Genomic DNA, 24,094 nt, shown 5'->3' with positions numbered 1-24,094 from the left:
TTTAGGATGCGAATTTAAGAACTTTTCAGCTTCTTTACTTCTGCTACAAATTCTTTAGATGGCTTAAATGCTGGAATGTAATGCTCTGGGATTTCCACGGCAACATTTTTCTTAATGTTGCGGCCGATCTTCGCGGCGCGTTTTTTCGTGATAAAACTGCCAAAACCCCTGATGTAAATATGTTCGCCATTTGCCAAAGCTTCTTTCACCTCCTTAAACATGGCCTCGAGTGTTACTAACACATCTACTTTGGGAATGCCGGTTTTTTCAGCGATGTTATTAATCAAATCAGCTTTTCTCATAATGAAGCGGAGGATTACTTATAGTAAAGTTATTAAAAAATAATTAATTGCTGAATTTTAAGCAACTAAGTTTTAGTATTTTTTCTTATAAATACGTACCTATTAATTACGTTTCTTTGTGAGGCATTTATTAGGGTTTAACCAGGCAAATACTTTCTGAATCGTACTTTTTGGTACACGAATATATAAAAAAACATAAACATATATAAACAATTTGTGTAAATGAATAGTGCCGGCAACTTTTTTTCTAACACTTTATTGCAATGGAATCGCAGTCAAAATTCTCGTTCCATGCCCTGGAAAGGCATAAAAGACCCCTATAAAATTTGGTTATCGGAGGTCATTTTACAACAAACCAGGGTAGAGCAAGGCTGGAAATATTACGAGGCCTTCACCTCTAAATACCCCACTGTGGCCGATTTAGCTGAAGCCGCCGATGAAGATGTTTTTCGATTATGGCAAGGCTTGGGCTACTATGCCCGCTGCAAAAACATGCTTGCAGCTGCCCGGACCATCGTGTCGGATTTTGGGGGAAAATTCCCAAAAACATACAACGAAATTAACACGCTCAAAGGCATCGGTTCATACACCGCCGCCGCTATTGCTTCCTTTGCATATAATTTACCCCATGCCGTGCTCGATGGTAACGTTTACCGTGTATTAAGCCGATATTTCGGCATTGATACCCCCATCGACACTACTGCGGGGAAAAAGATTTTCAATGAGTTAGCGCAAAAATTGCTTCCTATAGATAACGCTAGCGAGTACAATCAAAGTATAATGGATTTTGGAGCGGTGGTGTGTAAACCCCAACAAGCCCAATGCTCCATTTGCCCTCTAGCACCCAACTGTGCTGCGTTTAACACAAATTCTGTATCCCAACTACCAATCAAAAGCAAAAAATTACAAATAAAAAAGCGGTATTTCTATTATTTCTTAGCACTTTATAAAAATCAGGTCATTATTCGTAAACGCCCAGCTAAAGATATCTGGGAAAATCTACACGATTTTTTACTAGTAGAAGCCGATGGGCTAACGGATATTCAACAAGTTACACAAAAAACCGGGGAATTTATGCTACAAACTGATTTTGAAACCGTGGCAATCTCCCCTATTTTCAAACAACAGCTCACCCATCAAACTATTCATGCACAGTTTGTGCAGATCAAATGTAGCCATCAACCTACTATTCCACCAGGTTATCAATTGGTTCCATGGAATGCACTCGATGATTTTGCTTTCCCAAAAATCATACTCGATTACCTAAAAAGCCAACAATTACAATTATTATAAAATTGGCAGCTTCTTTGTATTAATTCAAACCATTCAACTAAAGGATTGTTATGCATCTTTAAAACGGCGAATACTTAGCTGTAACAGATATTCAGTGTTTAAAAATTTGAACAATGATTTAAAAAATACATTAACTTTAGTAAGGACGATAAATTAATACTTGAGAAGAACTTTTCATCAATAGATTATTAAAACCTACAACCATGAGAGGTGTTAATAAAGTAATTCTGATTGGCAATTTAGGAAGAGACCCCGATGTTCAATTTTTGGAAGGCAATATCGCCGTAGCAAAATTCTCCTTGGCCACTACAGAAACTTTCAAAGACAGGGCTGGTAAATTAATTTCGCAAACAGAATGGCACACAGTTGTATTGTGGAGAGGTTTGGCCGAGTTAGCGCAAAAATATTTACATAAAGGTAGCCTCGTATACATAGAAGGAAGGCTACGTACCCGTAGCTGGGAAGACAAAGAAGGCAACAAGAAATTCGCCACTGAAGTTGTGGGTGATAATCTTGTAATGCTCGACAAACGCTTAGATGGCCACAGCGGCGACCACCCGTTACCTTCACAAGGTGGCAGTGGTTTATCTACTGGAAGTAGCGAAAGCTTTGGCGGACTGGAAATTCCACCGCTGAGTGAACCAGCCGACGATCTCCCATTCTAAGTATAGCCTATAGTTTTATGGCATTCTTAATATTTCAATGTTCCCCACCGCAAATGGGGACATTGCTTATATTTGCATATACTGGGAAAGTAACTCCACGATTTCTTGGATTTTCTTTCCTTTTTTTTTGGAACGGAACATTATTACTGATCAAAGCATAAAATCTTGGTTCACTATCCGGCTGGTACTATACCCTTCGACATATCTTTGCTTCAAGTTACCGCCTCGCCATCTCCGAATGTTGTGGTATTTCTACTTGTTATCTTAGTATTATTGCTCCTTTCGTTCATCGTTTCCGGGGCAGAAGTGGCGTTCTTTTCTTTAACGTATAAAGATTTGAATGTTTTGAAGTCGAGGCAGAATAATTCCGGTAAACTTATTACGAAGCTCTTAGAAAAACCCAAATCACTCCTTGCTTCCTTACAAATCGCACAAATCCTACTCAGCATAGCTTTCATTTTGGTGACCAATTATCTCATCAATCAAATGGAGGCCCTGCAGGAACTTCTGGTTGTTTCCGCTGTAGTGCGTATGGCTATTATCACTTTTGTACTTCTTTTCTTCGGTCAAATTTTACCGAGAACTTGGGCTGCGCAAAATAATATCCGCTTTGCCACCTACTTCGCTTGGTTTGTGCACATTATTCACGCCACGATGGAGCCTATCTCTGATTTCTTTGTTAATATTAGCGAAGGCATCGAAGGCAAACTCTTTCACCGCAACCTTAAACCGGTGAATTACCAGGAAATCGACGAGGTAATTGAAATGAGCGTAGACCCGAATGCATCACAAGAAGAGAAAAATATTGTTCGCGGGATTTTGAAATTCGGCAACATTGCTGTGAAGCAAATTATGCGTACTCGTTTGGATGTGAATGGTTTAGAATATGACCTTTCATTCTCAGAAGTAATAAAACAAGTAGCCGACCTACATTATTCACGCCTTCCTGTATTTAAAGGCAATTTGGACACAATCGTAGGCGTTATTCATACAAAAGACATGTTACCACATTTGGATAAAGGCGATAGTTTCGACTGGCACCAAGTGATGCGTCAACCTTTCTTCGTTCACGAACATAAATTAATTGAAGATTTACTAAACGAATTCCAAGAGCGCCACATGCACTTTGCAGTGGTAGTTGACGAATTTGGCGGCACATCAGGAATTGTTACGTTAGAAGATATTATTGAAGAAGTTATAGGTGATATCAAAGACGAGTTTGATGAAGATGAGTTCAATTATAACAAAGTAGACGACAATACCTACGTTTTCGAAGGTAAAACTATGCTGAATGATGTTTGTCGTATTATGAATATCCCTCCCGATACCTTTGAAACCGTAAAAGGCGAAAGTGATTCGCTGGGCGGGTTAATATTGGAATTATCGGGTAAATTTCCTGAAGAAAATAGTGTTATTAGCTACGGAGATTTCGATTTTACCATTTTGGAAGTAACGAAAATGCGCATCCAAAAGATCCAGGTAAGCGTAAAACCGGGCATTACTGAATTAGAATAATTACTTGTGAAAGCCAATTTCTTTGTACTCCTGTTGGCGGCATGTTCCTTTTTTGTAGCTTGTCAACAACAATACACACCTAAGCCTACTGGGTATTTCCAAATCGATCTACCTAAAAAAGAATACAAAACTTTTAATGACCCGGGCTACCCTTATACATTTGAGTATCCTTCTTACGCCAATATCGTAAAAGACACTGTTTTCTTCGATGCAGCCCCCGAAAACCCATATTGGATTAATATTGAGTTCCCCGGCTTGAATGGGAAATTATATATGAGCTACAAAGTGGTGGGCGCTAGCGCGAAAAATACCTTCGATAAATTGGTAGAAGATGCTTTCAAACTGACTTATAAACATACTTATAAAGCTGAATATATCGATGAAAGGCCATTTGAATTGCCTGGCCGTGTTTCAGGCCTGTTCTACGACGTAGGTGGAAATGCTGCATCGGCGAAACAGTTCTATGCCACAGATTCCACGAAACATTTTCTGCGGGGTGCTTTATACTTTTATGCTCCTCCAAATGCCGATTCTTTGAAGCCGGTGATCAATTTCCTTCAAGATGACATGGTGCACCTTGTAGAAACCCTACAATGGAAATAAATTACGTCTTACCTTTGCATTGTGTAGCTCGGCTTCACAAATCGTATTGATAGTTAATTGTGCATCATGATAGTAATAGATGATAAGTATATAAGCGACGAAGTAATTGAAAAGAACTTCGTATGTAATTTAACCGCTTGTAAGGGCGCTTGTTGCGTAGCAGGCGATTGCGGCGCGCCTTTGAATGAAGACGAATTGCCGATTTTGCCTCGCATCTATGAAAAATTGAAGCCATACTTACGTCCAGAAGGTATCAAGGAAATTGAGAAAACTGGGTTTCATACCATCGACCCGGAACATGGCTATGTAACACCCGTGGTAAACAATGGCATTTGTGCTTATGCGGCCATTGATGCTAACGGCGTTGTGGGTTGTGCCATGGAGAATGCATTTAATGACGGGGTGATTGATTATAAAAAGCCTATTTCTTGTCATTTATACCCTATCCGCATCACGAAATACCCAACATTCGAAGCGTTAAATTACGACCGCTGGGATATTTGTAAAGCAGCATGTAAAAACGGGAACAAGCTACAGGTACCTATATACAAATTCTTAAAAAACGCTCTTATTCGTAAATACGGCGAAGAATTCTACGAAGTACTCGATAAAATTGCGACGAAGCAACACAAAGAGCATTAATCACTATATAACCTCAAGAGTTCATTGCTTTATGGCCTGCATTTTGCAACATTTAATTGCCATCAATGTTGTATTTGCATAAATTGGCGAAATACCTGTCAACATTGGTGAATTAGGTATCAAACAGCAAAGGCTAAAGTTCTCTATCTTTATCATACTAACATTCATTACCAATTCGGCTTATGAGCAAATTAGCAAACGACTTTCTCGATGCGAGCGAGTTGAAAGCAAAGGACTTAAATCATCGTAATACTATCAACTTCAATATAGGTAAATACAATGCTGCCGTTAAAAATGGTAAGCAACAATTTGCCGAGCTTACTACTGCCCGTGAACGTGCGAAAAATACTAAGTGGAGAGCTATTGAACATTTAGATAAATTGTTAGAAGATTTTGAGATGCACCTTACACGCCGTGGCGGTAAAGTAATTTGGGCGGAAAACGCTGAGCAAGCACGCCAAGAAATCTTGAATATTTGCAAAGCCAAAAATTGCAAAACTGTCGTTAAGTCTAAATCTATGGCGACAGAAGAAATTCATCTTAACCCATTCCTTGAAGCGAACGGCATTGAAAGTGTGGAAACCGATTTGGGTGAATATATTCAACAACTCGACGACGAACCTCCTTATCATATTGTTACGCCTGCTATGCACAAAAGCAAGGAAGACGTAGCGCAACTTTTTAGCGAAAAACTAGGTACAGATCCAAGTTTAACACCAGAACAATTAACACTTGTTGCCCGTGATAAACTACGTCAAAAATACTTAGACGCAGAAGTAGGTATTACTGGAGCCAACTTTATTATAGCCGACATTGGAGGTATTGCTATTACCGAAAATGAAGGGAATGGCAGGCTCACTACTTCATTCCCTAAAACACATATCGCGCTGGTTGGTATTGAAAAAGTGATTCCTTCAATGAGCGATTTGGCGATGTTTTGGCCGTTGTTAGCAACATATGGTACTGGGCAGCAAATCACATCTTATAATACAATTATCAGTGGTCCACGCCAGGAAGGTGAAATAGATGGCCCTGAAGAAATGTACGTGATCTTGATCGACAATGGCAGAACTAACATTTTAGCCGATGTTGTTGCTCGTGAAAGCTTGTACTGTATTCGCTGTGGCTCGTGCTTAAACGCTTGCCCAGTGTATAAAAACATTGGTGGGCATACATATAAAACCACTTACAGTGGTCCTATTGGAGCAGTTATTACGCCACATTTACAAGGCATGGACGAGTATATGCACTTAAGCTATGCTTCTTCGCTTTGTGGGAACTGTACGGAGGTGTGCCCGATGCGTATTAACTTACATGAATTGTTATTACACAACCGTCATAAAGCTGTAGAAGAAAACCATACTTCGGGAATGGAAAAGATTTCTTGGTTTGGTTGGAAACAAGCAAGTTTAAGTAGAAGAATGATGAACTTGGTGAGCGGAAACACGAAGAATTTCTTTATGCAGAAGTTCTTTAACAAAGCTTGGGGAGATGACCGTGATTTACCGGTTTTTGCGCCAAAGTCGTTCAATCAACTATGGAAAGAAAGAAGATCTTAATAATAGCAAAAAGGCTCGCTGTGCGGGCCTTTTTTATTGCGTGTTTTTAGGTTCATCTAGTTTTACGAATACCACTAATATTCTTATTACCGTGGGTTTTGAATCACTAGAAGGTAGCCATTTAGGACCTCTTTTGATCGTTTCTACTGCTAATAAGTCGTTTTTAGGTGTAAGTGCTTTATTAATGATGAAATTAGTGAGTTCTCCTGTTACCGGCATCACTGAAAAGCTGAGTTCTACTTCCCCATTTACATTATCACGAACTGCAGCCGGGTCATTCACCGTTTTCATAATATATGCATCATATGCTTGGAAGCCCATTAAAGGGCTGGCCTGTTTGAATGGTGAAGCATTAGAAGTTAATGCATTATTTGCATTCGAATATTTTTTAACGTTGCCTTTATTTAGGTTAGATACTACATTATTCGATACATTATTAGCATTATAACCATATTTATCAGCCGCTGGGTTTAACATATTAAACTTACCGGCATCTGTTTTATTTGTTTGTGAAGCAATGCTAAACTGTGATTTCTTAGCATCCATTATTATACTAGTATCTCGCCCATAATACATTGATTTCGAACGATATTTACTATTAATGATCTCCAAGGCATGCGTATTATCATCAACTAATACACCATTTCTAAAGTATTTACCATACAAAGCCGTTTCTGGTGCTTCAAAGCCTCTTAATCGGCCTTCCGTGGCAAACAAAGTATCTACAACAATAGCATTACGGCGAGCAATTTTTATTGTATCGACCTGCATATTACCAGGCGCAAAGAAGTATTTATCTTCATTGTTTGCTAAGTCGCGCATGAAACCTTTCATAGTTTCATACGAATACTTATAGGTAGCTGTTCTTTTTGAAGAGTCGAGGTTTACGTTTAAGCGGCTACGCATGTTAGTCGACCAAGTATCTTCTAACGCGATGCCAGCAGCGCGGTTATTCAATGAACTTTCCAAGGGCTTCGAATCGGTTACTCTCGCTGCTTTCATTTTGGGTCGCGCTACATCCATTGATATCTCATTATTTTGCTGATCCGCTGCAATTTCAGCTGGTGGTGCAGGGGCTTGAGCTACGCGAGCCCCCTTCTTCTCTTGGGCATGCTCAGCTTTTATATAACCATCAGCAAATGATCCAGGAGTCACATCTGTCTTTTCTACACCTGGTACATTTTTAGAAGGTGATAAAAAGGTGAGGCTATCCGCAGTAATTTCAGCGTTTGGTGCAGCAGGAACAGGTGTTGGATCTGCTGGCTGATCGGGTTGGGCAGTTGTTGATTTAATATCTTCCGCTACAGTAATCGAGGTGTTCTTTTCTTGGCCTTGATAATCGCGGAGAATGAGCGTGCTCACCGAAAGAATGATCAATATCACGGCAGCTGCAGCCCAACGGTAATCGACACGGCGCTTTTTAGTGATAGGTACAATAATGGCTTCTTCTTCGGATGCTGGCTGCTCACGGGGTTGAACTAGGCGAGCTTGTAACCTAGCTTGCAGGTCGTTCAAGTGTGGGGCTTGCTGCGTATTTTTGCCACCATACCCTTCCAAGGCTTCGGCTAAGAACGGGTCGTCCAGCGCCATTTTTTCAAGGGCATGCATTTCCCGGTCACTCAACTTACCCTCGAGGTATAACTGAATGTATTCTGGGCTTGGAACGATATGGTTATTATTGCCTTGCATTGTGCTTTTCCATGCAGTTTTTAAGATTTCGTTTGCCGTTTTGAATATAGCTCTTCACTTTGTTCATATCGAATCCCGTGATTTCGGCCACTTCACGGTAACTTTTCTCTTTTAAGTAGAATAAATCCACACTCTCCTTTTGCTCTTTGGGCAAGGTTTCCATGCATTTCTCCATCACCTGGAGGTTGTCCTCCATGGAAATTCCATTGTCATGATGATTATTTTGTCCCGATTCCATAAGTGGAAATTCAGGAACAGACACCACCAAACCCTCTTTGTTCTTAGAAGAGCGGATCTTCATTAGACAGAAATTCTTCGTTAACACATGCAACCAGCTCTTAAAGTTCTGAACCTCATGCTGTTGTAGTTTTACTATTAACTCTTCGAAGATCTGCATCACCGCATCCTTACTAGTTTCCTCATCAAAATACTTCAAACAAACACCATATACAAGTCCCATATAACGTTGGTAAATAGCTGCCAAATATTGTAAATCTCCCGTCGATTTAAATCGACTGATTAACAGCTCATCGGCGGCCTCCTGCATTATATTTTCTTGTATAAACTTCATTTGAATGGGAACACTTATCCAAAGTAGTTAATTTTTTCGAATCACCCGCCAATTTGATAACGGAGGCGACTACACGAAAAAGAAACGTCCCGGTCAAATGACCGGGACGTTTACTCAATTATATTTAAATAGCTATTAATGTCTAAAGTGACGCATACCAGTCACAACCATTGCCATACCATTTTGTTTAGCGAAGTCGATTGAATCGTTATCGCGGATAGAACCACCTGGTTGGATAACAGCAGTGATACCAGCTTCATGCGCGATACTTACACAATCATTGAATGGGAAGAATGCATCAGAAGCCATAACAGCCCCATTTAGATCGAATTTGAATTGACCGGCTTTTTCAATTGCATGACGAAGCGCATCGATACGAGATGTTTGACCGCAACCTTTACCAATTAATTGCTTGTCTTTTACTAAAGCGATAGCATTAGATTTCAAGTGTTTACAAACGATATTAGCGAAAACAAGGTCATCTTTCTGCGCAGCAGTTGCTTCTTGTGCACCTACTTCGTTCCATTCTTTGAAGTTACCTTCGTCATTATCTTGTACTAAAACGCCGCCCAGGATATTTTTGAACATTGCTTTAGGGTTCACCGCTTGTTTTTGGTGCAACAAGATGCGGTTTTTCTTCGTTTGCAAGATTTCCAAAGCAGCAAGGTCGAAGCCTGGCGCGATAAGAATTTCAAAGAAGATTTCATTTACAGAAGCGGCAGTAGCTGCATCAATAACAGCATTACAAACTAAAACACCACCGAAAGCACTTTCTTTATCACCTGCTAAAGCAGCTTCCCAGGCTTCTTTCAAAGTTGGGCGAGTTGCAATACCGCAAACGTTCGTGTGTTTAATAACTGCAAACGTAGTTTCGGTGAATTCGTTAATCAATTGGCAAGCCGCGTCTACGTCTACCAAGTTATTATATGATAATTCTTTACCGTGTAATTTGCTGAAAGTATCTTCTAAATTACCATAGAAAGTACCTTGTTGGTGAGGGTTTTCACCGTAACGGCAAACCTGGCCTAATGGAGCAGACACTTGGAAGTTAGCTGTTGTTGGTTCATCTTTCAAGAAGTAACCAGCGATAGCCACATCATAATGAGCACATACTTCAAAAGCTTTGGCAGCGAAATTGCGACGATCTTGTAATGTAGAAGCACCGTTGTTTTCAACTAATACTTTTTCTAAATCAGCATACTGATCTTTCGAAGCAACAATCACAACATCTTTATAATTTTTACCAGCAGCACGAATCAAAGAAACACCACCAATATCAATTTTCTCGATAATAGCTTGTTCTTCTGCCGTGTTTTTAACTGTTTCTTCAAAAGGATAAAGATCTACAATCACTAAGTCGATTTCAGGAATCTCGTATTGCTTCAATTGCTCAAGATCTTGAGGATTTTCCCTGCGCGCCAAAATACCGCCGAACACTTTAGGGTGAAGCGTTTTAACACGACCGCCTAAGATAGATGGGTATGCAGTGATATCTTCAACCGCTACACATTTAACACCTTGTGCTTCAATGAAAGCTTGTGTACCACCTGTAGAGTAGATAGTCACACCTTGTTCACCTAATTTTTTAACGATATTCTCCAAATTGTCTTTATAGAACACGGAGATGAGAGCAGACTTTATTTGCTTTTGCATTAGAACAGATATTATTAGAAGTTTACAACTAAGGCTCCTTCAGAAAGGACCGAAATGCAGCGCAAAGGTAGTTTGTTACAATCATTTTTCCACCCCTGGACATGACGTAAATTGTTACTAGCATCAAATATTATCATTTTACATGTATAAATCGATATGATTTCCTGTATGGAAATACGCGGATTCCCTGTTAAAACGATGTAATCGACTTGTAGCTTTTTCTTTACTTGGAACGGTTTGAAATCGTGGTCAATCCAAGCAATACGCATCCCTTTCATGCAAGCAATATTACCTACCCTGCCTAATGCTAGGAGTTTTTCAACACGGAAATAATCCCGGCTAGCCATAACCTCACGTTTGTGGTTAGTAGTATCTTGCCAATAGTAAGCAGTTCTACCAACGATACAGTCAAGCGCTGCCGTACCTTTCAAATTATAAATAATTAGTTTCCGTTGATGGTTAAATTGATATTGCTCCCAAACATGCCGGCATACCATCCCCCATACTGTTAACCCAACTAGCCACCACCCTCGCCTCCATTGTAATAGCAACACAGCAACTATAAGTACAATAACGAGATAACTTAGCGCTGTTTGCACAGCTGAAACATGAATGCCAATCCATAAAGCCCCTGGTAAATCGGAAATCCAAGCAATAATAGCGTTCATACAAGCTATCGCCCAACCAATTACTTTCCCAATGAAGCTTGCTACCACCCCCCAACTCGAGCAGAATAATAACACGATTTCCGCATACAATATCACCGTTGAAATAGGTACTGCCAGTAAGTTTGCCAGTAAAAAATAATTGGGGAATTGATGGAAATAATAAAGGCAAATCGGTGTTGTAAATACTTGCGCCGACAAGGTTACTGCCAACATTTGCCATATAATCATCATCCATTTATATGGTGGAATCCAAACACCCACCAATTTTTTACTACCTACTACAATCCCAATTACCGCCAAATAAGACAGTTGAAATCCCACGTCTAGCAACAGCGACGGTCGATACCATAATAGTAGCATTGCCGAACCGGCTAAAGTATTATAAATATTTGCAGGCCTTCGTAGAACATATTGCCCCACCGCCATACACGTGAACATTACTGCCGACCGTAATACAGAAGCGGATGCACCAGTTAGTAAGGAAAACAACCACAACAACCCAATGAGCATGCAAGCACGCGCCCAATCGAAACAACGCCCATTCGGCAAGTATTTCAATAATCCCACTAATGATATGTATAATAAACCTAAGTGCAAGCCCGAAATGGCAATAATGTGAATCACCCCGGTATTCGTATATGTTTGGATAATTTGGTCATCTAGCTCAAACCGGTACCCAATAAGCAATGCCTCGGCTACCCCAACTGCTAAGGGATCCGGGATATATGTTTTCATTATTTGCAAGCATTTCGCCCGTGTGCGCATCAGCCAATAATCGAGGCGACTATGAGTATTGGACTTTAATATACGTAACTCGTTACGCTGCAAGAAAACCTGGTGGAATAATTGCTGCCTGGCAGCATACGCCTGGTAATCGAAATTCCCTGGGTTACCACTGGCAGCGATGGGCTGCAGACTTTTAGTAATAATTATCCTATCTCCGTGATTTAATTGGTTTGGAAGAGAATCCTTGCGGCAAAAAACCATGACTTTACCCGTAGCAGGTATCCAATTATTGTTTACTAAAATGCTTTTAATATTAGCGATTGCACGGAACACATGTTTGCGCTCAATTGGTGGTTCTGCAATGTCTAGTATATATGCTGTTGCTTGGAAATGCCCGTAATATTGGGGCTTCAATCGAATATCTTCACCATAACTCATCCAACACCCAACACTCATCAAAACCAATATCAATCCATACCCCCAAAAGCCATACCCTACAAACCGCCACCGTAAAGGAATAAAACGAAACACTACAAATCCACATATCACCAACAATGCAATAAAAAAGAAACACCACAACATGCCCGGCAATAAGAGGTGCACTGCAATACCTATGCAATACGGAACCAACAAACGCAACATAGGCGCCCGTTTCCATGGGTTAACAAACTTATTCATTTCATCAAGCTAGAACTATTATTTATATTCGAAGGGTATTTCACTTAGTATTTTAATTGATCGGCCGAAAGGTAGCACCAGTCAAGAAAGAATTTTTAAATTTTGAATAATGCAACACGATTATCTTATGCGCATGGTGACCGAATTAGGTCAAGCTATACGTGCTGTTATTATGCGAAAACGTGATAATCCACGGAAAGCATTGGAAGAAATCCAAGTGGCTTACAGTGGTACACCATTTAAAAATATGAACAGCTTTTCGTTGCTTTCTGCAGAAGACACCTTGCTGCATTTACAACAATCACGTTTCGATGTAGATACATTAGATGCGTTACTTGACTTGCTACTGCTAGAAATTGAAATAAAAGAAGAATTGGGATTACAAGTTGATATACAACGGATGCTTGCTAATGCCAACGTACTTTTCAATTTCATTCTTCAAAAAGAAGCAACTGCTCACACAACATCGCTCAACCGCGCCCAACAAAAGGAAAAATTAGCTCGCCTCATTCAATCCAACGCATAAAAAAACCCGCTTCTCGGAAGAAGCGGGCCTTTGTTCATTTATCTTACTGTAAAGATTATTTACTGAGATACATTGATTTCTCTTTGTACAAAGTTCTGAAGTAAGGATCGCGCAAGTCTTTGATGAAACGGATCGCTTCACCTGTTGACTTCATTTCAGGACCGAGTTCTTTATTCACACCTGGGAATTTGTTGAAAGAGAACACCGGTTCTTTGATCGCGAAACCATCTAATTTTTTCTCGATCGTAAAGTCAGTTAATTTATTTGCACCGATCATAATTTTCGTTGCGATGTTCAAGTAAGGTACTTGGTAAGCTTTCGCGATGAATGGCGTTGTTCTTGATGCACGGGGGTTTGCTTCGATCACAAATACGTTACCATCTTTGATAGCGAATTGTATGTTAATCAAACCTTTGATGTTCAAGGCACGCGCGATTTTTTCTGAGTAGTACTCCATCGTTGTAACCGTTAATGCACTCAAGTTGAACGCCGGCAATACCGCGTTACTATCGCCACTGTGGATACCTGCAGGCTCGATGTGTTCCATCACACCCATTACGTGGAAATTTTCACCGTCGAAAATCGCATCTACTTCGGCTTCTTGACAACGATCTAAGAAGTGGTCGATCAAGATTTTGTTGCCTGGTAAGTGTTTTAACAAGCTTAAAACGGATGCTTCCAATTCTTCTTCGTTGATAACGATACGCATTCTTTGACCGCCCAATACATATGAAGGACGAACCAATACTGGGTAACCTACTTCTTTCGCTACTTCAATCGCTTCATCTGTAGTGTAAGCGGTGCCGTATTTAGGATAAGGAATACCCAAATCTTTCAACATATCGGAGAAACGGCCGCGATCTTCGGCAATATCCATGTTATCGAAAGATGTACCGATGATGCGGATACCTTTTTCTTCGAGTCTTTTCGCCAATTTAAGAGCGGTTTGGCCACCCAATTGTACGATAACACCTTCAGGTTTCTCTAATTCGATGATTTCCCAAAGGTTCTCCCAGAATACTGGTTCGAAGTATAATTTATCAGCCATATCGAAATCGGTTGATACCGTTTCCGGGTTACAGTTCACCATGATGGCTTCGTAACCGCTTTCTTGAATGGCTTGTAAACCGTGTGTACAGCAATAATCAAACTCGATACCTTGACCGATACGGTTTGGACCAGAGCCTAACACGATGATTTTCTTTCTATCAGATACTTTGCTTTCGTTCTCTTGATCGAATGCAGAGTAGAAGTATGGTGTTTTCGCTTCGAACTCAGCAGAACAAGTATCTACCATTTTGTAGGTACGGAGAATGTTGAGTGCTTTACGTTTTTCGAATACTTCGTCTTCTTCACAGTTACCGAAGAAATGCGCTAATTGTAAATCAGAGAAACCTAATTTTTTAGCATCTTTCAACAAATTAACTGGCACTGATTCGAGGTCGTGTTTTTCCAATTCTTTCTCCATATTCACGATATCGTTGATTTGGTGTAAGAACCAACGGTCGATATGCGTGCTTTGGTGAATTGTTTTAACCGACACACCTTCCATAAGGGCATCTTTAATTCTGAAGATACGATCCCAAGTAGGCGTTTTTATCTTTTCGATGAGTTCTTCACCTTTCATGTGAGACTTACCGTAGTTACCCAAACCGATAGCATCGTTTTCGAGTGATTGGCAAGCTTTCTGTAAAGCTTCAGGGAAAGTACGACCAATCGCCATTACTTCACCCACCGATTTCATCTGCAAGCCTAGTGTAGCATCAGCGCCTTTGAACTTATCGAAGTTCCAACGTGGCATTTTCACGATCACGTAGTCGAGTGCTGGCTCGAAGTATGCAGAAGTTGTTTTTGTAATTTGGTTTTGCAACTCGTCGAGTGTATAACCGATAGCGAGTTTAGCAGCGATCTTCGCGATAGGATAACCTGTTGCTTTAGATGCCAATGCAGAAGAACGGCTTACGCGTGGGTTGATTTCAATCGCAATCAACTCCTCGTTTTCAGGGTTCATGGCGAACTGAACGTTACAACCACCTGCGAAGTTACCCAAGTCACGCATCATTGCGATGGCTTTGTTACGCATATCTTGGAAGGCAGTATCGCTCAATGTCATCGCCGGTGCAACAGTGATAGAATCGCCTGTGTGAACACCCATTGGGTCAAAGTTCTCTACAGTACAGATAATTACTACGTTGTCGTTCGCATCACGTAAAAGTTCCAATTCGTACTCTTTCCATCCCAATACCGCTTTTTCTACGAGTACTTCGTGGATCGGGGACGCTTGTAAACCACGGTTCAATGCTTCGTCCAAGTCTTCTTTACTATGTACGAAACCTCCACCTGTACCACCTAAGGTGAATGAAGGACGAATTACCAATGGGAAACCGATTTCCTGGGCGAACTCTTTACCTTCTAAGAAGGAGTTAGCAGTTTTCGCAGGCGCAACCTGGATACCCATTCTGATCATCCACTGGCGGAATAACTCGCGATCTTCAGCTTTGTCGATGGCTTTTACATCAACACCGATCAACCTTACGTTGAATTTTTCCCAAATACCTAACTCTTCCGCCTCTTTACAGAGGTTAAGGGCAGTTTGACCACCCATGGTCGGTAAAACAGCATCTACCTGGTTTTCTTCCAGTATCTGTTCTATACTTTCCACGGTTAACGGCAACAAGTAAACCCTGTCCGCCATCATAGGGTCGGTCATGATCGTAGCAGGATTCGAGTTGATCAAAATCACTTTAATACCTTCTTCCCTTAACGAGCGCGCCGCTTGGGAACCGGAATAGTCGAATTCGCAGGCCTGGCCAATGATAATTGGTCCAGATCCAATGATGAGAACAGATTTAATAGAATTGTCTTTGGGCATTTTTAGTTTTATATTGAAAAATGAAAAACCTAGTCCAATTTCCCCGTCCGGTGGGACAAAAAAAATCGTGCAAAATTACGTGATAAAAATATTTTTCGAAGCATAAATTTTGAATAGAAGGGCTTCAATGACAGAAAGTTTACACTGCGGCGATCCTGCGGCTCGGCACAGCAGGGCAACGATAAAATTGTAGATCGGCCATGGTTGGCACTTAATGGGGATAACAATCTATAGGAAAGAGAGACTGAACGACTTCCTATAAAAAATAAAAAAATATGGGCTCGCCCGGATATTTTACCCTGGCAAACCCATCAATCTTATAATCTGAATATTTTTTTTAATTCTTCGCTTTCGTACCGGCAAATGCCTTTTGCGACTCCTGGTAGATGTAAACTAACTTCCAAGTACCATCCACTTTCTCAAATTCCATATCATTAATAGTAGCCGAATCCCCGTCTACCAACATTTTATCCTCCTCGTTTAAGTCTTTCATGCCCCTTAATACCGTAAAACGACTTTGGTCGTCGTGCATAGGTTCATCTAAAAATGACTTAAAAAAAGTAGCGAAATCGTTTTTAGCAACGGTTTGAATGGCATTGGCACCTTCTCCGCGTTTAATAACGAGTGGAAACTCAATAAATTGACTAACTGCGTTATAATCCTTTTTCATAATAGCAGTATGCCATTTCTTCCAAAATTGGTCGAAGTCTTTCGACTGGTTAGCAGCATTCGATTGGGCAAAACCATTAAAAACATAAAGGCACAAGCCTAAAAGCAGGAGTAATTTCTTCATAGCTGGCATTTTATAGGGATATAGTCTAATTTACTACAAATTAATGATTATTTCCTAAACATGCAATATTATTTGCATATGAATAATAAAAAGTTCGCTTATGAGCTGAAATTGGGATATAATAAATTGGTTATAAGCCTTTGCTTTCCTGGGATTTCTTGTAGTCTGCGTACTCGCGAAGTATTTTAGTGTGAATTTCGAGGAGTTCGTAATATTTTTCACGCCAATCAATCAAATGGGGTTCGCCATCCTCGCTTACTTGGTTTTGTGGGTTGGTTTGTAAGAATTCATCTGGTGTAATGCCTAGGGCATCACTTACCCTTTGTACTAGTTCGCTATCAAAATTACTGCGCTCGAACATATTATATAATGCTCTCCTGCTAATACCCATTTTCTCAGCAAATTTTACCACTTTGAAGTTCTTTTCGCTGATTAATTCATTTAACCTTTTCCCTGCATGAAACGGTGTTCCAATAGGCTTAGGAACGCCTGTCCAATCATAAAATTCCGGTAAGCTAATATGTAATTTGACACAAAACTCTTTTAATGTTTCGCGCTTAATATTCTCCTCTCGGAAATAGTAATGCGCCACTTGGTTGGTAAAGCCAGCTAATCTCGCAAATTCCAACAGCTTCATGCCCTTGTCTTTTATGATTTTCTTTAGCCGTGCACCTTCGTGGATTATATTTTTTTCGTCAGCGCTCACTATAAAATATTTTTATTATAATTGTAAATATTATCAAATAAAAAATTGACAGTCAAAATATTAATATAAGGATTTAATGCGCACGCGCAGTAATGCAATCCAATCTTTCACCTAAAATTTCGCCTATGGAGATAGAAAAAGCAGGAACTAAAAACATTTTGCAGGATGCTCACAACTTTGTGTTAGGCATCCCAAAGTCTTTTAGAGATAGAGTTTGCGAAGAATGTGGGTGGAGTGAAGCCACCTTCTATAGAAGAGCAAAAAGTAAAAACGGGTTTAGTAATGCAGAACGAGAAAAAATCATCTCCGTCATGAACCAAATTCTACGGAAAAGCATGTTGCTTCAACAAAAAAAATTCAAAATATGATGCACATTTTTGTAAAGTAAGCTACACATTTGTAAGCCATTGTTCATTCAAATTCTCCCACAACATGAATGAAAAACCAACAATCGCAGGGGAAGAATTGGAGAATTTGGTCACAGAATTCTTGCACAACATACATTTACTAGGTAACGACATCTTCACACATGTGTCGATCACTCTTCAAGCCGGCAATGATTTCAGTGACCATCATCCCAAGCACGCCATCAGCATCAAGAATGCAGCTAGTAATGCGGGCGTGATTCAATACCACGAGATGCTTGTGAAAGCTCCCATCGCACATTTCGTTACAGTAATTACCATTGCATAGCCTGCTGCGTTTGCCCCAGCAATGTGTTTAAGGAAACCCGCCTCGCTTATACCGCGGCGGGTTTCCTTTTATCAACAATCAGCGATATAGGCTGTTATACACTGCAAAGACCCGAACAATATTTCACTCTATGCTAAGATGGCCTTACATGTTTATTCGCCCAGTTTTAGGTATACTCTGCCTTATGCTATTCGCTAACATCAGCTATGCACAAAGCTTGAGCGATACTATCGAGAAAAAACAAATCGAAGAAAAACGCGCGAAACCGGCTGCCACTCCAGATACTTCTCTTTCAACCCTTCTATCCAACATCGAAAATATTACGCACATGCTCAACCGCGTGAATAATATCATGCGTAGAGGTTTCGATACCACGGCTATTGCCGAAGATCTGCCCCAAGCCGAGCACCTAGTAAGTGTAATTTCCAAAAGCATGAATAGCCGCCAAGCATTGAACATGCGAAGTATGCACTCCCTTCAAGTGATCCTCCTTGAAATGAAAGAGGTACACGAAAAATGGCAATCCTCTTTGGGCGATTATAGTAAGCAAATGGCCACTATGAGCGCCCAAATTAAAAGTATCCTCACCGACAGTGTGCTATTCACCTTGCCACAAGACCCCGTGCTTAAACAACTCTATTTCGCGCAAGTATCTACCCTCGATAAAAAATGGAAACAAGCCGATACCGCCAATAGCAATATTCTTGTACGTATCGGGCTTCTACAAAACCGCGTTTCCACCAATTTTATTAATATAACCGATCTGCTCGACGAAACTGATTACCGCATCCGGCTTGCTCAAAAGGAAATTTGGAATAGGGAAGAAAAAAATATCTGGTCCATTCGTCCGAAAGATTATAAATACTCGTTCGATGAAATCATGGAAGGCTCCATCACGGCCAACCGGCGGGTGTTTGCATACTATTATTACTATAATTGGGATATACAATTGTTGAATGCTATACTAGCAGTTGCCTTCTTCTGCTGGGTTACTTACAACATTCAGAAAATCAAGAAGAAAAGCACCGACCAAGCAGGCATTATGGGAAATACACGCTTTTTAAAACGTAGTACCATATTATCTACGCTATTGACTGTATTCACACTAGGTCCTTTTTTATATGTAAACCCACCCATCCTTTATTTGGAACTGATGTGGACAATTCAAGGGATAACAGTTACCGCGCTTTGTTGGCCATTTATGCCGCATTGGGTACGTAAAAGCTGGCTGGTATTGATTGTTTTATACATTGCGGTAGCCACCTTAAATTTACTATTACAATCAACGTTTGCAGAACGATGGGCACAATTATTCATACAAATTTGCAGCTTATTCATTGGCTTTTATTACTTCAAAAAACAACGCGAAGAACCGTACGAGAGCGAGATTAAATACATCCGTTACGTGATTTTACTCTTTATTGTATTAATGATCGTTAGTTTGGGAGCGAACATTTTTGGGCGCGTATTACTCTCAAAACTATTGGCCGTAGGTGCTATCTTCAGTTTGATTTCCGGGCAGGCACTTGTTGTGGTGGTGTCGATTTTGTTAGAAGCGTTTTATGTGAATGTGGAAGCGAATAAAGATAATAGCCGGGTGGTGGCATTTTTCGACTTTCACAGGATTCGTGAAGGCCTCACGTCCTTGTTATACTTTGCAGCAGGCGTATGTTGGTTTATTATTTTAACAACGAACCTCAATATCTATAATCTCTTCAAGCATTGGGTGCTCAACTTTTTACAGCAAGAACGAAAACTGGGCAACAGTTCATTCACTTTCAGTAGTATTCTCATATTCTTCGTGGTGATTTGGTTGTCGGTGTTTTTGTCGAGGTTAATGATGTATATGTTTGGAGGAAGCAGCAAACATCCATCAGGACAAAAGAACCGTTGGGGCAACGCTGTTTTACTGGTACGCATTGCGGTATTGGGATTGGGCATTTTATTAGCATTTGCGGCATCGGGCATCCCGATGGATAAGATTACCATTATTATTGGTGCGTTGGGTGTTGGTATTGGGTTTGGTTTACAGAATATTGTGAATAACCTGGTATCTGGCGTTATCTTGGCATTTGAAAAGCCAATACAAATTGGTGATGTAATAGATTTAGGAACAAGAAGTGGCACTGTGAAAGAAATCGGTTTACGGGCCAGCAAAATTGCGACCTACGAAGGCTCTGAGATCATTGTGCCGAATGGGGATTTATTGTCGCAACAATTGATTAACTGGACTTTAAGTGACCATATTCGTAGAACTGAGCTGCTAATTGGGGTTGGTTACGGTACCGATCTAAGGCAAGCGAATCAAATTTTAAAGGATATCATCGCCCAAGAAAAAGGCATTATTGCCAACCCAGCTCCTTTTATTATGGTGAATGAATTGGCCGACAGTAGCATCAATTTTAAAGTGTATTACTGGACAGATATTGATGTGATGGGAAGTGTGAAAAGTGAAGTATTGATTAAGATTTACGACAACTTCAACGCTAACAATATCGAAATCCCCTTCCCGCAATCTGACATACATATAAAAGATCAACCCAATCAGCCCACATCCAATAGCAACACTTCACCCCAAAACAACAACGAACTTCAATAGGATTTTTTTAACATTTCATACATCAACTAAATTTTTCTTTCTAAAACTAATTATTTAGTTTTAAGCTATAAATATGTGTTATGAAACCTGTTACCAAGATCTATTTCGTTATGGTTGCCATGTTGTGTTTTGCTTGGAAACCCGCTACAGCACAATCTTCATCAGCAATCGACAAAACAATTGTGATGGAGTACTTACAATTACAACAGTACGACCAAGCCATTGCATACTTAAATGAACGTGCCCAACGCAACGATCCCAAAGAGCTGGGACTTCTTGCCTACGCCTATTACCTAAACGGCCAAACACTCGAGGCCGAACAACATTACCGCGAAATCCTTACCATCGATCCAAAAAATATCACTGCTCTACAATACCTAGCTTCTATCCAATCAGCGAAAGAGTTGTATCCTAAGGCAATTGAGTATTATTTACAGCTGATCGACCTGGTACCCAATAACGCCACCTATTACAGGAATCTTAGCTTTGCTTGTACAAACGCACAAAAGTCAGATTCTGCCTTTAAATACTTACAAATTTCATATGGCCTAAACCCAAACGATGTGAAGGTGGTAGCCCGCTTGGCAGAAATTTACCTCGAACAAAAGAACTACTCTTCTGCTGATAGCATTCTCGACAAATACTTGTTACGCGATTCTTCCCAGTTGAGCATTATCAATCCTAGCATCCGTAGCGCTTATAATCAAAATAACTACGATAAAGTAATCGCCCTCGGAGAATTGCTCGTTCGCAGCCACATTGTATCAGCCAACTCAATGACTTACGTTACTGTGGCTTACTACATCAAAAAAGACTACAATTCTGCCATCAGAACATATGAATTTTTAAACGCTTTTAATGCTGCCTCTCCGACCGTCATGTACTACGCTGCGCTATCTTATTCTGCTAAAAAGGAATTTGATAACAGCAACGAGTTGCTGGCGAAATGTATCGAGCTAACGAAAAACTCGGCTCTTAGCGACTATTACGCTGCCATGGGCGACAATTTCAACGCGATGAAAAAATTCAAAACAGCGATCCAGCAATTCGACACTGCCTATTACTTAGTAAGAAGTCCCGTTCCGATGTACCAAATTGCAACGATTTACGATGCAAAATTGAGCCAGCCGCAAACGGCAAAACGCTTCTACACAAAGTATTTAAAGGAAGCTGAAAACAACGGAAATAAAGATGCTGCTGTTGAAGCGTATGTCAAAGAAAGACTGAAACAAATCAACTAGAAAACAAACAAACAGTTCAATCCAAAAGGCATGTTCCCCCGTGGGACATGCTTTTTATTTAACATTTCTTGCTAAAATTCTTGCAGAATGTTTATTAAATTTAGTGTCACAACGTTAACTGATACAAAATCACAAAATTTATTAAACAACGGGAAGAGTCATGTCTTATCCATACCAACTCAAGAGCTACGAAGAATATAAACAAGCCTGGCAGCATAGCGTAACCGATCCAGAAGGTTTTTGGGCTAACGTAGCAGATCATTTTTACTGGCGCCGTAAATGGGACCGCGTTTTAGAATGGAATTTTAAAGATCCTAGTGTGAAGTGGTTCCTAGGAGCTAAAGTGAACATTACAGAAAACTGTTTAGATAGGCACCTCGGCACTTTGGGGAATCAGCCTGCTATTATCTGGGAACCTAACGATCCGGAAGAACGTCACCGTGTTATTACATACCGCGATTTGTACAATAAAGTATGTCAATTCGCGAACGTATTAAAAAACAATGGCGTTAAAAAGGGCGACCGTGTATGTATTTACATGGGTATGATTCCAGAGTTAGCGATCGCCGTATTAGCATGTGCGAGAATTGGCGCTATTCACTCAGTGGTATTCGGCGGTTTTAGTGCCCAATCGATTGCAGATCGTATACAAGATGCTCAATGCAGCTTGGTGATCACTTGCGACGGCGCATTCCGTGGTGCAAAAGATATTCCATTAAAAGCAGTGATTGACGATGCTTTAATGGCCTGCCCTACGGTGAAAAAAGTAATCGTTTGCACACGTACTCGTACGCCAGTTAGTATGCTAAAAGGCAGAGATGTATGGTGGGAAGATGAAATCAAGGCTGTAGAAACACAAGGCAACCCGCCTTGCCCTGCAGAAGAGATGGACGCCGAAGACGAATTATTCATTCTGTATACATCCGGCTCAACCGGCAAACCTAAAGGTGTGGTACACACCTGTGGCGGTTACATGGTATATGCTAACTATACGTTCGTTAATACATTCCAATACAAACAAGGCGAAGTATTCTTCTGTACTGCCGACATCGGTTGGATTACCGGTCACAGCTACATCGTTTACGGCCCTTTGAGTGCTGGCGCTACTACCCTTATGTTCGAAGGTGTACCTACTTATCCAGATGCTGGTCGTTTCTGGGATATCGTAGATAAATACCGTGTAAATACACTATACACTGCTCCTACAGCTATTCGTAGCTTAATGGGCTTCGGCTTAGGTCCTGTAAATCATAAAGACCTTTCTTCTTTAACTAAATTGGGTTCTGTAGGTGAACCCATCAACGAAGAAGCATGGCATTGGTATAAAGATAATATCGGTAAAGGGCGTGCACCGATTGCCGATACCTGGTGGCAAACAGAAACGGGCGGTATTATGATTACTACCCTAGCAGGTGTAACGCCGGAAAAACCAGGTTATGCAACCCTTCCTATGCCAGGTATTCAACCTGTTTTGGTCGATGAACAAGGTAAGGAAATCGAGGGTAATGGAGTAAGTGGCAACTTGTGTATCAAGTTCCCTTGGCCAGGTATGTTGCGCACAACATACGGCGATCATGAACGCTGCCGCACGAACTACTTTGCTACGTATGAAAACTTATACTTCACGGGCGACGGTTGTTTGCGGGATGAAGAAGGTTTCTATCGCATTACCGGCCGTGTAGATGATGTATTGAACGTAAGTGGTCACCGTATTGGAACAGCCGAGGTTGAAAACGCCATCAATATGCACGCAGGTGTTGTAGAAAGCGCTGTTGTGGGATACCCGCACGATATTAAAGGTCAAGGTATTTATGCGTACGTGATTTTAGAGAACTTATCGAAAGATCCTGAGTTAACGCGTAAAGACATTATGCAAACGGTATCGAGGATTATTGGTCCGATTGCGAAGCCCGATAGGATTCAATTCGTGAGCGGCTTACCAAAAACACGTTCCGGCAAAATTATGCGCCGTATCCTCCGCAAAATAGCGGAAAACGAAATGGACAACCTAGGAGATACATCTACTTTACTCGACCCGGGTGTTGTAGATGAAATCAAGCGTGGAAGATTGTAATATTACTTATCATAAAAAACAAAAGG

20 protein-coding genes are annotated in these 24,094 nt (G+C 40.6%); 12 read left to right on the top strand and 8 right to left on the bottom strand.

The features are described 5' to 3' along the window. Nucleotides 1-14: 14 nt before the first annotated feature. A complete protein-coding gene (locus LX64_RS13445) occupies nt 15-302 on the bottom strand; it encodes an HU family DNA-binding protein (protein WP_029464490.1) in 288 nt (95 codons plus the stop codon). A gap of 222 nt (nt 303-524) precedes the next feature. On the opposite strand from LX64_RS13445, the gene mutY reads away from it, so the two are divergent. The 6 genes from mutY (at nt 525) to LX64_RS13415 (ending at nt 6,579) form a co-directional block, all read left to right on the top strand. Beyond that, on the top strand, nt 525-1,595 hold the full coding sequence (mutY, locus tag LX64_RS13440) for an A/G-specific adenine glycosylase (protein WP_111598196.1): 1,071 nt from the start codon (nt 525-527) through the stop codon (nt 1,593-1,595). Between the two features lie 203 nt (nt 1,596-1,798). Continuing rightward, complete coding sequence (locus LX64_RS13435; protein ID WP_111598195.1) at nt 1,799-2,260, top strand: single-stranded DNA-binding protein; 462 nt, start codon at nt 1,799-1,801, stop codon at nt 2,258-2,260. Nucleotides 2,261-2,467: 207 nt separating this feature from the next. Further along, a complete protein-coding gene (gldE, locus tag LX64_RS13430) occupies nt 2,468-3,775 on the top strand; it encodes a gliding motility-associated protein GldE (protein ID WP_245952655.1) in 1,308 nt (435 codons plus the stop codon). Between the two features lie 6 nt (nt 3,776-3,781). After that, entirely contained in the window at nt 3,782-4,378 is a 597-nt protein-coding gene (gene gldD / locus LX64_RS13425) for a gliding motility lipoprotein GldD (RefSeq protein ID WP_245952653.1), read from the top strand. Between the two features lie 66 nt (nt 4,379-4,444). After that, complete coding sequence (locus LX64_RS13420) at nt 4,445-5,020, top strand: DUF3109 family protein (RefSeq protein WP_111598193.1); 576 nt, start codon at nt 4,445-4,447, stop codon at nt 5,018-5,020. A gap of 182 nt (nt 5,021-5,202) precedes the next feature. After that, on the top strand, nt 5,203-6,579 hold the full coding sequence (locus LX64_RS13415) for a LutB/LldF family L-lactate oxidation iron-sulfur protein (protein ID WP_111598192.1): 1,377 nt from the start codon (nt 5,203-5,205) through the stop codon (nt 6,577-6,579). Nucleotides 6,580-6,612: 33 nt separating this feature from the next. Here the strand turns inward: LX64_RS13415 and LX64_RS13410 are convergent, their stop codons facing one another. The 4 genes from LX64_RS13410 to LX64_RS13395 all read right to left on the bottom strand — a co-directional run bounded on the left by LX64_RS13410 (nt 6,613) and on the right by LX64_RS13395 (nt 12,468). Further along, the gene (locus tag LX64_RS13410) at nt 6,613-8,268 is read right to left on the bottom strand and encodes a hypothetical protein (protein ID WP_111598191.1); all 1,656 of its coding nucleotides are present in this window, start codon (nt 8,266-8,268) and stop codon (nt 6,613-6,615) included. Then, nucleotides 8,255-8,839 carry an RNA polymerase sigma factor gene (locus LX64_RS13405; protein ID WP_111598190.1) on the bottom strand — a complete coding sequence of 195 codons (585 nt, stop codon included), beginning with the start codon at nt 8,837-8,839 and terminating at the stop codon, nt 8,255-8,257. Before LX64_RS13405 ends, LX64_RS13410 begins: the two co-directional genes overlap by 14 nt. Before the next feature lie 135 nt (nt 8,840-8,974). After that, a complete protein-coding gene (gene purH, locus LX64_RS13400) occupies nt 8,975-10,492 on the bottom strand; it encodes a bifunctional phosphoribosylaminoimidazolecarboxamide formyltransferase/IMP cyclohydrolase (protein ID WP_111598189.1) in 1,518 nt (505 codons plus the stop codon). A gap of 14 nt (nt 10,493-10,506) precedes the next feature. Beyond that, on the bottom strand, nt 10,507-12,468 hold the full coding sequence (locus LX64_RS13395) for a ComEC/Rec2 family competence protein (protein ID WP_245952700.1): 1,962 nt from the start codon (nt 12,466-12,468) through the stop codon (nt 10,507-10,509). A 205-nt stretch (nt 12,469-12,673) separates the two neighbouring features. Between LX64_RS13395 and LX64_RS13390 the strand changes: the two genes are divergently transcribed. Continuing rightward, entirely contained in the window at nt 12,674-13,090 is a 417-nt protein-coding gene (locus LX64_RS13390) for a hypothetical protein (RefSeq protein WP_148707316.1), read from the top strand. 55 nt (nt 13,091-13,145) lie between these two features. Here LX64_RS13390 and carB read toward each other — a convergent pair whose 3' ends face one another. From carB to LX64_RS13375, 3 genes are all read right to left on the bottom strand, one after another. After that, on the bottom strand, nt 13,146-15,962 hold the full coding sequence (gene carB / locus LX64_RS13385) for a carbamoyl-phosphate synthase large subunit (RefSeq protein WP_111598186.1): 2,817 nt from the start codon (nt 15,960-15,962) through the stop codon (nt 13,146-13,148). A 337-nt stretch (nt 15,963-16,299) separates the two neighbouring features. Then, on the bottom strand, nt 16,300-16,755 hold the full coding sequence (locus LX64_RS13380) for a hypothetical protein (protein ID WP_148707315.1): 456 nt from the start codon (nt 16,753-16,755) through the stop codon (nt 16,300-16,302). A 130-nt stretch (nt 16,756-16,885) separates the two neighbouring features. Further along, complete coding sequence (locus tag LX64_RS13375) at nt 16,886-17,461, bottom strand: helix-turn-helix transcriptional regulator (RefSeq protein ID WP_111598184.1); 576 nt, start codon at nt 17,459-17,461, stop codon at nt 16,886-16,888. A 125-nt stretch (nt 17,462-17,586) separates the two neighbouring features. Here LX64_RS13375 and LX64_RS13370 point away from each other — a divergent pair, with 125 nt between their 5' ends. The 5 genes from LX64_RS13370 to acs all read left to right on the top strand — a co-directional run bounded on the left by LX64_RS13370 (nt 17,587) and on the right by acs (nt 24,068). Beyond that, complete coding sequence (locus LX64_RS13370) at nt 17,587-17,829, top strand: hypothetical protein (protein ID WP_111598183.1); 243 nt, start codon at nt 17,587-17,589, stop codon at nt 17,827-17,829. 64 nt (nt 17,830-17,893) lie between these two features. Beyond that, a complete protein-coding gene (locus LX64_RS13365) occupies nt 17,894-18,154 on the top strand; it encodes a hypothetical protein (protein WP_111598182.1) in 261 nt (86 codons plus the stop codon). Nucleotides 18,155-18,284: 130 nt separating this feature from the next. Continuing rightward, the gene (locus LX64_RS13360; protein WP_111598181.1) at nt 18,285-20,753 is read left to right on the top strand and encodes a mechanosensitive ion channel family protein; all 2,469 of its coding nucleotides are present in this window, start codon (nt 18,285-18,287) and stop codon (nt 20,751-20,753) included. Nucleotides 20,754-20,833: 80 nt separating this feature from the next. Next, entirely contained in the window at nt 20,834-21,994 is a 1,161-nt protein-coding gene (locus LX64_RS13355) for a tetratricopeptide repeat protein (protein ID WP_111598180.1), read from the top strand. A 160-nt stretch (nt 21,995-22,154) separates the two neighbouring features. Continuing rightward, complete coding sequence (acs, locus tag LX64_RS13350; protein ID WP_111598179.1) at nt 22,155-24,068, top strand: acetate--CoA ligase; 1,914 nt, start codon at nt 22,155-22,157, stop codon at nt 24,066-24,068. The last annotated feature ends 26 nt before the right edge of the window (nt 24,069-24,094 follow it).

The organism is Chitinophaga skermanii, from assembly GCF_003259335.1.
Lineage (GTDB): Bacteria > Bacteroidota > Bacteroidia > Chitinophagales > Chitinophagaceae > Chitinophaga > Chitinophaga skermanii.
This window is presented reverse-complemented; position numbering and strand designations above follow the sequence as displayed.